We start from the raw sequence: 14,835 nt of genomic DNA on the forward strand, positions 1-14,835 counted from the left end.
GCGCCGTCCCCCCCGCCGCGGGCGACATCACCGCCCGCGGCCCCGACTTTTGGCCCGCGCCGGCGCGCCGGCGCCGCTTCCTGCCGCCCACCCCGCTGCATTACGCCGAGCGTTTCGGCACCTGGCTCAAGCTCGAAAACCTGCAGCGCACCGGCTCGTACAAGGTGCGCGGCGCGCTGAACGCCATGCTGGCCGCGCTGGAGCGCGGCGACGAGCGCCCGGTGATCTGCGCCTCGGCCGGCAACCACGCCCAGGGCGTGGCCTGGGCCTCGTTCCGCCTCGGCGTGCAGGCCATCACGGTGATGCCGCACGGCGCGCCGGCCACCAAGATCGCCGGCGTGCAGCACTGGGGCGCGACCGTGCGCCAGCACGGCAACAGCTACGACGAGGCCTACGCCTTCGCCCGCGAACTGGCCGAACAGAACGGCTACCGCTTCCTGTCCGCGTTCGACGATCCGGACGTGATCGCCGGCCAGGGCACCCTGGGCATCGAACTCGCCCCGCACGCGCCGGACGTGGTGATCGTGCCGATCGGCGGCGGCGGCCTGGCCTCCGGCGTCGCGCTGGCGCTGAAATCGCAGGGCGTGCGCATCATCGGCGCGCAGGTCGAGGGCGTGGATTCGATGGCCCGCGCGATCAAGGGCGACGTGCGCGAGATCGCGCCGGTCGCCACCCTGGCCGATGGCGTCAAGGTCAAGATCCCCGGCTTCCTCACCCGCCGCCTGTGCGCCAGCCTGCTCGACGACGTGGTCATCGTGCGCGAAGCCGAGCTGCGCGAGACCCTGGTGCGGCTGGCGCTGGAAGAACACGTCATCGCCGAAGGTGCCGGCGCGCTGGCGCTGGCCGCCGGCCGCCGCGTGGCCGGCAAGCGCAAGTGCGCGGTGGTCTCCGGCGGCAACATCGACGCCGCCGTGCTGTCCACGCTGCTGTCCGAAGTGCGTCCCAGCCCGCCGCGCAAGCCGCGACGGCGCAACGCCGAACGACTTAGAAGCCGCGTCGCCCCCAACGCGCCGCGGCCCTCCCGAAACGAACATTCCAACATCATCGCACCCGCTGTCGAGGAGACCCTCTGGTGACTACTCCAACCATCAATACCCCCCGAATTACCATCTTCGACACGACCCTGCGCGATGGCGAACAGTCACCGGGCTGCAGCATGACCCCACCGCAGAAGCTGGTGATGGCGCGCGCCCTGGCCGAGCTGGGCATGGACGTGATCGAAACCGGCTTCCCGGCAAGTTCCCAATCCGACCGCGAGGCCATGGCCCTGATCGGCCGCGAGGTACGCGAGCCGGTGCTGGCGGTGCTGTCGCGCTGCCTGCCCGGCGACATCGAGACCTCGGCCAAGGCGCTGGAAGCGGCCGCCAAGCCGCGCCTGCATGTATTCCTGTCCACCAGCCCGCTGCACCGCGAACACAAGCTGCGCATGAGCAAGGAGCAGGTGCTGGAATCGGTGCACAAGCACGTGACGATGGCGCGCGGCTACATCGACGACGTCGAGTTCTCGGCCGAGGACGCCACCCGCACCGAGCTGGACTTCCTGACCGAGGTGGCGCAGGTCGCCATCGCCGCCGGCGCGCGCACCATCAACCTGCCCGATACCGTCGGCTTCACCACGCCGGATGAGATCCGCGCGATGTTCCAGCACGTCATCGGCAACGCCGCCGGCGCCGACAAGGTGATCTTCAGCGCGCACTGCCACAACGACCTGGGCCTGGCCGTGGCCAATTCGCTGGCCGCCATCGAAGGCGGCGCGCGCCAGGTGGAAGGCTCGATCAATGGCATCGGCGAGCGCGCCGGCAACTGCGCGCTGGAAGAGATCGCCATGGTGCTGAAGGTGCGCAACGCCTTCTACAACTTCGACACCGGCTTCGACACCCGCCGCATCGTGCCGACCTCGCAGCTGCTGCAGCGCCTGGTGGGCATGCCGGTACAGCGCAACAAGGCCATCGTCGGCGCCAACGCGTTCGCGCACGAATCGGGCATCCACCAGCACGGCATGCTGCGCAACCGCAACACCTACGAAATCATGCATCCGGAAGACGTGGGCTGGGAGTCCTCGCAGATGGTGCTGGGCCGCCACAGCGGCCGCGCCGCGGTCGAGGCGCGCCTGCGTGCGCTGGGCTACTGGCTGGAAGAGGAAGAGCTGAAGCTAGTGTTCGACCAGTTCAAGGCCCTGTGCGAGCAGCAGCGCGTGGTCACCGACGCCGACCTGCAGACCCTGATGCAGGGCAACTCCGGCAGCGATGGCTACCGCCTGGCGTCGATGACCATCAGCGACGTCGGCAGCCGCGCCAACGCGCTGGTCGAGCTGTCCGACCCGGAAGGCAACCGCGTCGCCGAGACCGCGCAGGGCGACGGCCCGGTCGATGCGCTGTTCTCGGCGTTGTCGGCCGCCACCGGCGTGCAGCTCACGCTGGACAGCTACCACGTGCACAGCGTCGGCATCGGCGCCGACGCACGCGGCGAGGCCAACCTGGGCGTGCGCCACGAAGGCAACATCTACGAGGGCACCGGCACCAGCCGTGACATCATCGAGGCCAGTGCACTGGCCTGGCTGGACGTCACCAACCGCCTGCTGCGCCAGCGCGAAAGCAGCAAGACCCAGGAAGCCGTCAGCGCCTGAGCGCGACGGCCCCACCAGGCAACGGAACAAGACGCAATGAGCTCCGCACCCAAGACCCTGTATGACAAATTGTGGGACGCGCACGTCGTCGTCCCCGAAAGCGACAGCGCGCCGGCCGTGCTGTACATCGACCTGCATCTGATCCACGAAGTCACCTCGCCGCAGGCCTTCACCGAACTGCGCGAGCGCGGCCTCGCGCCGCGCCGCCCGGACCGCACCAAGGCGACGATGGACCACTCCACGCCGACCCTGCCGGCCGGCGCCGACGGCAAGCTGCCGTATGCGAGCAAGGCCTCCGAAGCGCAGGTGCAGATGCTGGCGAAGAACTGCGCCGAGTACGGCATCGAGCTGTTCGACATGGCCTCGAGCAGCCGCGGCATCGTGCACGTCATCGCGCCGGAACAGGGTTTCACCCAGCCGGGCATGACGATTGTCTGTGGCGACAGCCACACCTCCACCCACGGCGCGTTCGGCGCGCTGGCCTTCGGCATCGGCACCAGCGAGGTCGGCCACGTGCTGGCCACGCAGTGCCTGCTGCAGCGCAAGGCCAAAACCATGTCGATCACCGTCGACGGCGCACTGGCGCCGGGGGTCGGCGCCAAGGACGTGGTGCTGCACATCATCGGCGTGATCGGCGTCAACGGCGGCACCGGCCACGTGCTGGAGTTCCGCGGTTCCACCATCGCGGCGATGGACATGGAACAGCGCATGACCCTGTGCAACATGTCCATCGAGGCCGGCGCGCGCGCCGGCATGGTGGCGCCGGACCAGGTCACCTTCGACTGGGTCGCCAGGACCCCGCGCGGCCCCAAGGGCGCCGACTTCGACAAGGCGGTCGCCTACTGGAAGACGCTGCGCAGCGACGAGGGCGCACGCTTCGACGTGGACGTGCGCATCGACGCCGCCGACATCCGCCCGACCCTGACCTGGGGCACGCACCCCGGCACCGCCATCGCGGTAGACGCGCCGATCCCGGCCGCCAACGACGCGGCCGCGCAGAAGGGCCTGGACTACATGAAGTTCGCCGCCGGCCACGCGCTGGCCGGCACGCCGGTGGACGTGGTGTTCGTCGGCTCCTGCACCAACGGCCGCCTGAGCGACATGCGCGAGGTGGCGCAGGTGCTGCGCGGCCGCCGCGTCGCCGAGGGCGTGCGCATGCTGGTGGTGCCGGGCTCGGAGATCGTCAAGCGCGACGCCGAGGCCGAGGGCATCCACGAGATCGTGCGCGCCGCCGGCGCCGAATGGCGCGAACCCGGCTGCTCGATGTGCATCGCCATGAACGGCGACCTGGTCGCACCGGGGCAGCTGGCGGTGAGCACCAGCAACCGCAACTTCGAGGGCCGCCAGGGCCCGGGCTCGCGCACCCTGCTGGCCTCGCCGCTGAGTGCCGCGTGGGCCGCGGTGAACGGCAAGGTTGCCGACCCGCGCGAACTGTTCAACAAGGAGGTGGCGTGATGGCCGGTTTCCGTACCCTAAGCTCGCGCAGCGTGGTGCTGCGCCAGACCAACATCGACACCGACCAGATCATCCCGGCGCGCTTCCTCTCCACCACCGAGCGCGCGGGCCTGGGCAAGAACGCGTTCAATGATTGGCGCTGGCAGGCCGACGGTTCGCCCAACCCGGAATTCGCCTTCAACCAGCCACAGAATGAGGGCCGCTCGATCCTGCTGGCCGGCCGCAACTTCGGCTGCGGCTCCTCGCGCGAGCATGCGCCGTGGGCGCTGACCGACCTGGGCCTGCGAGCCATCGTCAGCAGCGAGATCGCCGACATCTTCCGCGGCAACTCGCTGAAGAACGGCCTGCTGCCGATCGTGCTGGACGAAGCCGACGTGCAGGAACTGATGCAGCGTCCGGATGACGAACTGACCATCGACGTGGCCACGCGCGAACTGCGCACGCCGGCCGGCAAGGTGTACTCCTTCCCGCTGGACGGCTTCTCGCAGACCTGCCTGCTGGAAGGCGTGGACCAGCTGGGCTGGCTGCTGGGCCGCGTGCCGGAGATCGAGCGCTACGAAAGCCAACGCCACGCCTGACCTGCCCCCTGCTCCTGTAGGAGCGACTTCAGTCGCGAAGAGGCTTTCCCGGCAAAGCCCCTCGCGGCTGAAGCCGCTCCTACGAACAACAAGACCACTGGAAGACTCCATGCAAGCCAACATCGTCGTACTGCCGGGTGACGGCATCGGCCCCGAGATCACCGTCGCCGCGGTGGACGTGCTCAAGGCCATCGCCAACCGCTTCGGCCATGACTTCAGTTTCGCCGAACACGACATCGGCGGCATCGCCATCGACAAGCACGGCGAACCGCTGCCGGCCGCCACGCTCGAAGCCTGCAGCAAGGCCGACGCCGTGCTGCTCGGCGCCGTCGGCGGGCCCAAGTGGTCCGACCCCAACGCCAAGGTGCGCCCGGAACAGGGCCTGCTGGCGATCCGCAAGGCACTGGGCCTGTTCGCCAACCTCCGCCCGGTGCGCACCCATCCCGCCGCGCTGCACGCCTCGCCGATCAAGGCCGAACTGCTCGCCGACGTCGACTTCGTGGTCGTGCGCGAGCTGACCGGCGGCATCTACTTCGGCGACAAGACCCGCGACGCGGACAGCGCCAGCGACCTGTGCCGCTACACCGTGGCCGAGATCGAGCGCGTGCTGCGCAGCGCCTTCCGCCTGGCGCAGCAGCGCCGCGGCAGACTGACCTCGGTGGACAAGGCCAACGTGCTGGAGACCTCGCGGCTGTGGCGGGATGTGGCCGCGCGCATCGGCCGCGAGGAATTCCCGGACGTGGAACTGGAGCACCAGCTGGTCGATTCCATGGCCATGCACCTGATCGCCAAGCCGCGCGCCTACGACGTGATCGTCACCGAGAACATGTTCGGCGACATCCTCACCGACGAAGCCTCGATGCTGGCCGGCTCGCTGGGCCTGCTGCCGTCCGCCTCGCTGGGCGAGCAGGGCAAGGTCGGCATCTTCGAACCCATCCACGGCTCGGCGCCGGACATCGCCGGCAAGGGCATCGCCAACCCCTATGCCACCATCCTCAGTGCGGCCATGCTGCTGCGCCATTCGCTGGGGCTGGAGGCCGAAGCCGCGGCCGTCGAGCAGGCGGTCGCCGCCGCGCTGGACGACGGCCTGTTCACCGCCGACCTCGCCGCGCAGGGACGAGCGCTTTCCACATCCCAGGCGGCGCAGGCGGTTCTCGCCCGCCTGCAATGACTCCATGACGCGGCCTACGGGCCGCGTTTTCGTTCCGGCTGTCCTTTTGCTGTCCCTTCCCCACCTTCAGGAGGAATGCCCTTGAACCACCGTAGTCCCGATGAGTTCCTGGCGTACGTCGCCAGCCGCGACCCTTACCAGCCGGAGTTCCTGCAGGCGGTCAAGGAAGTCACCCACAGTCTCTGGCCGTTCCTGCAGCAGCACCCGCAGTACGTGCGGCATGGCCTGCTCGAGCGCCTGGTGGAACCGGAACGGGTCATCCAGTTCCGCGTGGCCTGGGCCGACGACAGCGGCCGCACCCACGTCAACCGCGCCTTCCGCGTGCAGCACAGCTCGGCCATCGGCCCGTTCAAGGGCGGCATGCGCTTCCACCCCTCGGTGAACCTGTCGATCCTGAAGTTCCTGGCCTTCGAACAGACCTTCAAGAACGCCCTGACCACCCTGCCCATGGGCGGCGGCAAGGGCGGCTCGGACTTCGACCCCAAGGGCAAGAGCGAGGGCGAGGTGATGCGCTTCTGCCAGGCGCTGATGCTGGAGCTGTACCGCCACCTCGGCCCGGACACCGACGTGCCGGCCGGCGACATCGGCGTGGGCGCGCGCGAGGTCGGCTTCATGGCCGGCATGATGAAGAAACTCAGCAACGACGCCGCCTGCGTATTCACCGGCAAGGGCCTGGCCTACGGCGGCAGCCTGATGCGCCCGGAAGCCACCGGCTACGGCACCGTCTACTTCGTCGAACAGATGCTGCACCACGCCCGCCGCGAAACCCACGGCGCCAAAGTGCTGATCTCCGGCTCCGGCAACGTCGCCCAGTTCGCCGCGCTCAAGGCCGCCGAACTCGGCGGCAAGGTCCTCACCTTCTCCGACTCCGGCGGCACCCTCTACGCCCGCGACGGCTTCGACGAACAAGGCATGCAGGACGTGATGGCGCTGAAGAACGAACGCCGCGGCCGCCTGTCTGAACTGGCCGGCGACAAACGCTTCGAGTTCCTCGAAGGCCGCCGTCCCTGGCACATCCCGGCCGACATCGCCCTGCCCTGCGCCACCCAGAACGAACTGGACGAAGCCGACGCCCGCACCCTCGTGCACAACGGCGCCCTGTGCGTGGCCGAAGGCGCCAACATGCCCTCCACCCTGGAAGCGGTGGACGTCTTCCTGCAGGCCGGCACCCTGTACGCCCCAGGCAAGGCCAGCAACGCCGGCGGCGTCGCCACCTCCGGCCTGGAAATGAGCCAGAACGCGCTGCGCCTGTCCTGGCGCCACGCCGACGTGGACGAACGCCTGCACGTGATCATGAAAGAAATCCACGCCAACTGCGTGCAGCATGGCAAGCGTGCGGACGGCAGTGTCAACTATGTTGATGGCGCGAACATCGCCGGGTTCGTGAAGGTGGCGGATGCGATGTTGGCGCAGGGGTTGTATTGAGGTTTGCGCGTCCCTTCTTCTGATCGGAAGAAGGACGCCGCTGTACCTGATCCAAGCAGTACACCCTTATGAGGGGTTGAGCGTTTGCGTTATGCCGAACAATTCCGGGCGTAATCGATATGGCCGCAAACGCGCGGTGTTTACCGCCGGCTTCGTGGCAGCACCACCCCCTCCCCCCCAGGTCATTGATATTCCAGCATCACCGCATCTTCACATTGGCGCCAGAAAGCGGGACACTTGGGCAACACCGCGATTAGGCGGCCGAATAGGCGTTAGGGCTCACATCAGACACATGGGTACATCTTGGACCACCCCGGAAATATTTCTCGCCGTCGCTTTCTTTCCATTGGCATTAGCCGTGGCACTTCGACTGCTCCCAATGCTCCGTCCACCCAAGCATCGCCCGGTAGCTTTCGCCGCACTTGGTATATTCATATTTTTGTTTAGCACCCTTTCTGCTTATGCACTGCGGTCACCCCTAGAATCTGGAGTCTTTCATCACTCCAGTAGGTATTTCGGCGAGCTTCACGCAGAGGTTGCGCACCAGCTATTTTGGTATTGGTTCCTTGTGCTTACCATGTATGGCATTGGGGTTTTTATCGCGGGCTTTGGCTTGGCCGGCATTGGTCTATGCTTTAGACAGAGTTCCGGGCAGTGAGCCCTAACAATTCATTCAAGCCGACGCCGCTTCGCGGCGCGGCTTAACTCAGGCGTTAGACATCAGGGAGAGATTCTTGGGGCTTTACGTAAATTCAGTGTCTGACCTCCCATTGTCCGAGTCGCGCTCGTACTACTTGTATGTTCTTGACTACTGCAACTGGAATGAACCGGTATCAGACATCCTTAAAGCAAACGTAGAGCGCATCGCTACGATGTGCGCTGAGCACGATGCAGTGATGGTCAGGGGATTGCCGGGCAGCCACTTCAATTCTGAAGTTCTCTCTTGGGTAAAGATCAACGGTCAAGGCCCCAACACGGTGCTTCCAGCACTGCTTATAACGACCATACACCCCAAGTACTTCATCGATTCAGACAATGTGGAGCCGCCGCACGAGATCAATGATTCCCTGGTGTTCGTCAAGATACGGGACGTCTGTAAAAACCCGGGCGATGTTGTTGCGCTTCTCGACAAGATCTTCAGCGACATCAAAGAGCACAAGAAGATTCAGGACTTCACTATCTCCCACGAGCTTCGCAAGGGCGAGCATGGCGCGCTTGTTGACGCGCTGATTCTTGAGCCTAACTTCGTTGGACTTGGCGTAGACGTGAAAAAGCTAGTCAACTGGTTTAAGGGCAAAGTAAAGGGCTGATGTCTAACAATTCATTCAAGCCGACGCCGCTTCGCGGCGCGGCTTAACTCAAGCGTTAGATGTCACAGGAGAGATTAATGAGGCCTGCTCTATTCATTGCTTCTTCAAGCGAATTCATCGATCTCGCGTCCGCTATGCAGGAGAGTCTAGAGCTCGTCGCCGAAGTTACGGTGTGGTCTCAGGACGTATTTAAGCTATCTAGGTACAACATTGAGTCCCTACTCGAAGCGTTGGAAGCATCAGACTTCGGCGTATTCATGTTTACGCCGCAAGATGTTGTAAACATACGTGGATCGGAGAAGCTCGCGGTACGTGACAATGTCCTATTTGAGCTCGGTTTATTTATAGGCAAGCTTGGACGCGAACGCTGCTTTATCGTGATACCCCGTGGGAGTGAGGAGACTATTCACTTGCCCTCCGACCTGCTCGGGATTACGCCGGCTTTGTACGAGGCGAATCGTCAGGACAAGAACTTAGTCGCAGCGCTTGGGCCGGCTGCGACCAAAATCGCGCGGCAAGTGAAGATACTATCTAAAAGAGTCAATACTGGATACTTTGATTCTGACAGCACTCCTGATCTAACCGAAGGAGATATAAAAACACTCCTTCAGTCGTGGATGGGCAGCAGACCAGCTGCTCTAAACAGTGAAGTTATTCGGTTTTCTGACACCGATAAAGAGCTCAAGTTACCGCCTGGATCAACAAAGAAGTACATCATCGAGATTGCGCGTTATTGGGATTACGTTCCAGCGCAGCAAGGCGAGCAAACTATATTGTTTGTAGGTGCGCCGGGGAGAGGTTGGTGACATCTAACAATTCATTCAAGCCGACGCCGCTTCACGGCGCGGCTTAATTCAGGCTTTAGGTGTTGAGTGAAGAGGTTTCGCAGTTGAATAGTGAAAAGACTACGGGCTACGTTGTTCAGCGCTCTGACCTAACCGATAACTTCCCAACTCACGTCCATCCGCCAGCATTTTGGGAGGCGCTCGGCCGTGCGGTTGGAGCTTTCGGCTTTCTAGAAGAAACCTTGCTAAAAGCAATCTTTGCTGTCACGGCGACTACGCCTTACAAAGACAGCGACATCGCGGCCGCATACGAGGCTTGGGTTCCAAGGCTCACGCGTTCGCTCTCAGACCCTCTGGGAGGCCTCATCGACACTTACGGAAAAGCGGTTCGGGATCATCCCGGATTAAATATCGAAAATTTCGATAGCCTTCTAGATGATCTTCGTGAGGCGAGTAAAATTCGAAATGCCATATGTCACGGATCGTGGGATACGCCAAATTCGGACGGACTCAGTGTTCCTTTTTTCGTGAACAAGCAAGGCGAAGTATTTGACACGCCCATCGGCGTTGATTTCCTTGCTCAGCTTAGAAGAGCCACGACTGACCTTATTTGCTCTGTGATCGATACGGTCACTCATATGGGCTGGCAGTTCCCGAGTTCCAATGGCCCCGGCCGCGTCGTCTGGCAAAGCGCTGTTGGAACGGACTCGGTCAGCACCTAACAATTCATTCAAGCCGACTGCCACTTCGTGGCAGCGGCTTAACTCAGGGCGTTAGGCCTCACGACAGGAGTCACCCAGTGCCGCAGATATCGCTGACAGACTTTGTTGATGTTGTTTCGAAAGCCGGACGCCCCAAAGCTACCAAGGTGCGACAGGTTAAAGAGCGCCCCGAGTATGAGCCGGCCTTCGACTTCTACAAATCTCTTCGAGAACACGTCGTTGAGAATCACCGCAAGAACGGCGGAAAAGCTGCAGTCTCGGACGTCATGAATTCCTTGACAGACCCAAAAAAGATCAAGAGCTATCCTGAAATTCTGAACGCATACAAGAAATGGTGGGGGCGCAAAGACCTGACGTGGTTCAATCCCCCGCGTGACGTCTACTCCGCTGGCGGATTCGACATCTTATTGAATCCCGAGCTTGGCTTGGTCGTGAATGGCGAGCGACACATCATCAAGATGTACTTAAAGAGCGATGCTCTGACCACATTCAAAACCGAACTGATCATTGATTTGCTCGAACACCAACTTCGACCGAAGGCAGCGCCAACTGATAATTTTTCCGTACTTGATGTCCGTCGTTCAAAGTTGTTCTCAAATGGACCGCATTTTCCAGCCTCACTCTCAATTGTTAACGCCGAGATCGCTTACATATCAAGCATATGGCAGCAGTGAGGCCTAGGAATTCACTCAAGCTCACACCAATACACAGTACAGCTCAAATCTGCACTGTGTATTGAATTCATGTCGAACGATGATGCCATGGGTGGTCGAAGCCACCCATGGCATCGACCAAGCTATTCCTCAGCAGCAATCACGATGCCGCGCCGGGTCACTATCACCCGCGCGTTCTGGCCGACTTTGAGGCCCGCGGCCTCCAGCCAGTCGCCGCATAGCCGCAGATAGGGCACCTGCCTGGGCTTGAAGCGACGGTCCTTTTCCTTGGCGCGGCTCTCGTAATACTGGCAGCCGACTTTCAAGGTGCGCGACGTAAACCGGGGTTCGACCTGTTCGGTCATGGCGATCTCCTAGGCATGGATGGAGCCGCATGGCTTTCGGGCACGGCGACCGCCTAGTAAAGGTGTGTTGAGCACCTGTGGCGATCTGATCACCGCACTCCTGCGGGGTCAACGTCAGACAATCCCCCGCAGCCGTCCCAGAGTTACCCGATCCCGCTGCTCCAGGTCCTGCATGGTTTCCACCTCGGTGAAGCCGCCCTGCTCCAGCAACGCGCGGATGGCCGGGCCCTGGTCCCAGCCGTGTTCGAGCAGCAGCCAGCCGCCGGGGACGAGGTGGTCGGGGGCGCCGGCGATGATTTCGCGGATGGCGTCCAGGCCGTCGGCGCCGGAGGCCAGGGCCGGGGGCGGTTCGAAGCGCAGGTCGCCCTGCTGCAGGTGCGGGTCGCCGGCGGCGATGTAGGGCGGGTTGCTGACGATCAGGTCGAAGCGGTCCGCGCCCAGCGCGGCGTACCAGTGGCCGCGGCGGAACCATACGTTGTCCAGGCCGTGGGCCTGGGCGTTCTTCACCGCCACGGCCAGGGTGGGGCCGAGCAGGTCGGTGGCCATTACCGTGGCCAGCGGGCGTTCGCTGGCGATGGACAGGGCGATGGCGCCGCTGCCGGTGCCGAGGTCGGCGACGCGCGCCATGTGGTCGGGCGGCAGCCGTGCCAGCGCCTGTTCCACCAACAGTTCGGTCTCCGGGCGCGGGATCAGGGTTGCGGTGTTGACCTGCAGGTCCAGGGTCCAGAAGCCGCGGCGGCCGGTGAGGTAGGCCAGCGGGTGGCCTTGGGCGCGGCGCTGCAGGAGCAGTTCGAAGCGCTGGCGGGCGTCGTCGTCCACCGGGTCGGTGGCGTGGGCGAACAGCCAGGCGCGGTCCACGCCCAGCACGTGCAGCAGCAGCTGTTCGGCCTCGTGCCGGGCGTCCTCGCCGGGCAGCGTGGCGGCGCCTTCCCGCAACAGCTCGGCAACCTTCGGGCTGGACACTTCACTACCTCTTCGCGGGACGTTTCCGGGACCGGGAGGATAGTCACCCGGCCTGTCGCTGCCTACCGCAGTGGTGCCGGCCGGGATCGAGCCTGCCTATGCCTGCCCGTTCAGTTTGGCGGGCGCGCCGGCTTGGAAAGCCGGAAAAGTGCCCGATATCGAGGTCAGGGCCTGCTCGCCGGGCCGAATCAATAGCCAATATCTATTGATGCGATGCATTCAATTCATTTGTTTTATTAGGCACTGCCTATTAGCCTGTGCTCCACGGTTCACCACCCGTCCCTTCAACCAAGAGGAAGTTCCATGTCCCTTATCAACACCCAGGTCCAGCCGTTCAAGGTCAACGCCTTCCACAACGGCAAGTTCATCGAAGTCACCGAGGAAAGCCTGAAGGGCAAGTGGTCGGTGCTGATCTTCATGCCGGCGGCCTTCACCTTCAATTGCCCGACCGAGATCGAAGACGCGGCCGAGAACTATGCCGAGTTCCAGAAGGCGGGCACCGAGGTCTACATCGTCACCACCGACACGCACTTCTCGCACAAGGTGTGGCACGAGACCTCGCCGGCCGTGGGCAAGGCGAAGTTCCCGCTGGTCGGCGACCCGACCCACCAGCTGACCAACGCCTTCGGCGTGCACATTCCGGAAGAAGGCCTGGCCCTGCGCGGCACCTTCGTGATCAACCCGGAAGGCGTGATCAAGACCATGGAGATCCACTCCAACGAGATCGCCCGTGACGTGTCCGAGACCCTGCGCAAGCTGAAGGCTGCCCAGTTCACCGCCGCGCACCCGAACGAAGTGTGCCCGGCCAAGTGGAAGGAAGGCCAGAAGACCCTGACCCCGTCGCTGGACCTGGTCGGCAAGATCTAAGCCGTCCCTCGCTCCCACCCCGCCCCTGCGGCGGGCGTGGGGGTGAACCGCAGTCCTCTGCCGCCCGCCAGCCGCGGCACGCCAGCCAGCCTGCAGTCGGCTCCGGTTCACCCCTACTTTCCCGGCGCGTTGCCCTGGCAACCGCGCCCTCCCCCGTTTTGCCTCGAACAAGGAGTTGCGCCGTGCTCGACGACACCCTCAAGACCCAGTTGCAGCAGTACATGGGCCTGCTGCGCCAGCCGCTGCGCCTGGTGGCCTCGCTCGACGACAGCGCCGCCAGCACCGAGATGCGCGGCCTGCTGGACGACATCGTCGCCGCCGGCGACGGCAAGATCGCGCTGGATACCTCCGGCACCGATGCGCGCACGCCCTCGTTCGTGATCGCCCGCGAAGGCCAGAGCCATGGCGTGCGTTTCGCCGGCCTGCCGCTGGGCCACGAGTTCGAATCGCTGGTGCTGGCGCTGCTGTGGACCGGCGGGCATCCGCCGAAGGTGGCGCCGGAAGTGATCGACAGCATCAAGGCGGTCGACGGCGAGTTCGCCTTCGAGGTATACATGTCGCTGACCTGCCACAACTGCCCGGATGTGGTGCAGGCGCTGGCGCTGATGGCGATCCTCAACCCGAAGATCAGCACCACGGTGATCGAGGGCGGCGCGTTCCAGCAGGAAGTGGAGCAGCGCCAGGTGATGGCGGTGCCGATGGTGTTCCAGGGCGGTGAGATGTTCGATTCCGGCCGGATGACGCTGGAGCAGATCGTCGCCAAGCTTGATACCGGCGCGGCGGCGCGCGATGCGCTGAAGATCAACGCCAAGGAGGCGTTCGACGTGCTGGTGGTGGGCGGTGGCCCGGCCGGCGCGGCGGCGGCGATCTATGCCGCGCGCAAGGGCATCCGCACCGGCGTGGCGGCCGAGCGCTTCGGCGGCCAGGTGCTGGATACGCTGGCGATCGAGAACTTCATCTCGGTGCAGCACACCGAAGGCCCGAAGCTGGCCGCGGCGCTGGAACAGCATGTGCGCGAGTACGAAGTGGACATCATGAACCTGCAGCGCGCCACCCGGCTGGTGCCGGCCGGTGCCGATGGCCTAGTGGAAGTGCAGCTGGAAAACGGCGCGTCGCTGAAGTCGAAGTCGGTGATTCTTTCCACCGGTGCGCGTTGGCGGCAGATGAACGTGCCGGGCGAGAACGAGTACCGCAACAAGGGCGTGGCTTATTGCCCGCACTGCGACGGCCCGCTGTTCAAGGGCAAGCGCGTGGCGGTGATCGGCGGCGGCAACTCCGGTGTGGAAGCGGCCATCGACCTGGCCGGCATCGTCAGCCATGTCACCGTGTTCGAATTCGACAGCAAGCTGCGCGCCGACCAGGTGCTGCAGGCCAAGCTCAACAGCCTGCCCAACGTGACCGTGGTGCTCAACGCGCAGACCACCGAGGTGCTGGGCGACGGCCAGAAGGTGACCGGCCTGGCCTATACCGACCGCGTCGGCGGCGATTCGCACCGCGTCGAGCTGGAAGGCATCTTCGTGCAGATCGGCCTGCTGCCGAACACCGAGTGGCTGCGCGACACCGTGGAGCTGAGCAACCGCGGCGAGATCGTGATCGACGAGCGCGGCCAGACCAGCGTGCCGGGCGTGTTCGCCGCCGGCGACTGCACCACGGTGCCGTACAAGCAGATCATCATCGCCATGGGCGCCGGTTCCACCGCCGCACTGAGCGCGTTCGATCACCTGATCCGCACGTCGGCGCCGCAGCCGGCCGCGGCGGTGGCCGAGACCGCCTGAACCCCGATGCCGCCGGCCACCCGGCGGCATCCTCCTTGCGTAGGAGCGGCTTCAGCCGCGATGGAGCTTTCGCACTGATCCCGCCGCAGCAGCCCACACCGTGCGCCTGCCGGGTTTCAATGGGCAGGCCCCATCGCGGC

Annotated in this window: 14 protein-coding genes; 12 read left to right on the forward strand and 2 right to left on the reverse strand. The window is 64.3% G+C overall.

The genetic code is table 11. The features are described 5' to 3' along the window. The first annotated feature begins 26 nt into the window (after window positions 1-26). The 10 genes from QMX80_RS14560 (at window position 27) to QMX80_RS14605 (ending at window position 10,746) form a co-directional block, all read left to right on the forward strand. Entirely contained in the window at window positions 27-1,076 is a 1,050-nt protein-coding gene (locus QMX80_RS14560; protein WP_282277795.1) for a threonine dehydratase, read from the forward strand. Further along, on the forward strand, window positions 1,070-2,626 hold the full coding sequence (locus QMX80_RS14565) for a 2-isopropylmalate synthase (protein ID WP_273082831.1): 1,557 nt from the start codon (window positions 1,070-1,072) through the stop codon (window positions 2,624-2,626). The genes QMX80_RS14560 and QMX80_RS14565 overlap by 7 nt, the downstream gene beginning before the upstream one ends. Window positions 2,627-2,662: 36 nt before the next feature. Further along, window positions 2,663-4,081: a 3-isopropylmalate dehydratase large subunit gene (leuC, locus tag QMX80_RS14570; RefSeq protein ID WP_282277783.1), complete on the forward strand. Its 1,419-nt coding sequence runs from the start codon at window positions 2,663-2,665 to the stop codon at window positions 4,079-4,081. Next, window positions 4,081-4,659, forward strand: a complete 579-nt coding sequence (gene leuD / locus QMX80_RS14575) for a 3-isopropylmalate dehydratase small subunit (protein ID WP_282277785.1) — start codon at window positions 4,081-4,083, stop codon at window positions 4,657-4,659. The genes leuC and leuD overlap by 1 nt, the downstream gene beginning before the upstream one ends. Window positions 4,660-4,768: 109 nt before the next feature. Then, entirely contained in the window at window positions 4,769-5,830 is a 1,062-nt protein-coding gene (gene leuB, locus QMX80_RS14580) for a 3-isopropylmalate dehydrogenase (protein WP_282277786.1), read from the forward strand. A 75-nt stretch (window positions 5,831-5,905) separates the two neighbouring features. Beyond that, the gene (gdhA, locus tag QMX80_RS14585) at window positions 5,906-7,255 is read left to right on the forward strand and encodes an NADP-specific glutamate dehydrogenase (protein ID WP_282277788.1); all 1,350 of its coding nucleotides are present in this window, start codon (window positions 5,906-5,908) and stop codon (window positions 7,253-7,255) included. Window positions 7,256-8,010: 755 nt separating this feature from the next. After that, window positions 8,011-8,565, forward strand: a complete 555-nt coding sequence (locus tag QMX80_RS14590; protein ID WP_282277789.1) for a hypothetical protein — start codon at window positions 8,011-8,013, stop codon at window positions 8,563-8,565. Between the two features lie 77 nt (window positions 8,566-8,642). Then, window positions 8,643-9,371, forward strand: coding sequence for a nucleotide-binding protein (locus QMX80_RS14595; protein WP_282277790.1), 729 nt, complete (start codon window positions 8,643-8,645; stop codon window positions 9,369-9,371). A 62-nt stretch (window positions 9,372-9,433) separates the two neighbouring features. Further along, window positions 9,434-10,072: a hypothetical protein gene (locus QMX80_RS14600; RefSeq protein ID WP_282277791.1), complete on the forward strand. Its 639-nt coding sequence runs from the start codon at window positions 9,434-9,436 to the stop codon at window positions 10,070-10,072. 77 nt (window positions 10,073-10,149) lie between these two features. Beyond that, the gene (locus tag QMX80_RS14605) at window positions 10,150-10,746 is read left to right on the forward strand and encodes a hypothetical protein (RefSeq protein WP_282277792.1); all 597 of its coding nucleotides are present in this window, start codon (window positions 10,150-10,152) and stop codon (window positions 10,744-10,746) included. 122 nt (window positions 10,747-10,868) lie between these two features. Here QMX80_RS14605 and QMX80_RS14610 read toward each other — a convergent pair whose 3' ends face one another. Next, on the reverse strand, window positions 10,869-11,090 hold the full coding sequence (locus tag QMX80_RS14610) for a SymE family type I addiction module toxin (protein ID WP_282277793.1): 222 nt from the start codon (window positions 11,088-11,090) through the stop codon (window positions 10,869-10,871). A gap of 114 nt (window positions 11,091-11,204) precedes the next feature. Beyond that, window positions 11,205-12,026, reverse strand: coding sequence for a peptide chain release factor N(5)-glutamine methyltransferase (gene prmC, locus QMX80_RS14615; protein WP_282277796.1), 822 nt, complete (start codon window positions 12,024-12,026; stop codon window positions 11,205-11,207). Window positions 12,027-12,356: 330 nt separating this feature from the next. On the opposite strand from prmC, the gene ahpC reads away from it, so the two are divergent. Then, window positions 12,357-12,920, forward strand: a complete 564-nt coding sequence (gene ahpC / locus QMX80_RS14620; RefSeq protein WP_055771875.1) for an alkyl hydroperoxide reductase subunit C — start codon at window positions 12,357-12,359, stop codon at window positions 12,918-12,920. Between the two features lie 182 nt (window positions 12,921-13,102). Next, window positions 13,103-14,695 (forward strand): alkyl hydroperoxide reductase subunit F, encoded by a 1,593-nt coding sequence (gene ahpF, locus QMX80_RS14625; protein WP_282277794.1) that lies wholly within the window; start codon window positions 13,103-13,105, stop codon window positions 14,693-14,695. Window positions 14,696-14,835: the final 140 nt, after the last annotated feature.

This window comes from Stenotrophomonas sp. PS02297, assembly GCF_029959705.1.
GTDB lineage: Bacteria > Pseudomonadota > Gammaproteobacteria > Xanthomonadales > Xanthomonadaceae > Stenotrophomonas > Stenotrophomonas nitritireducens.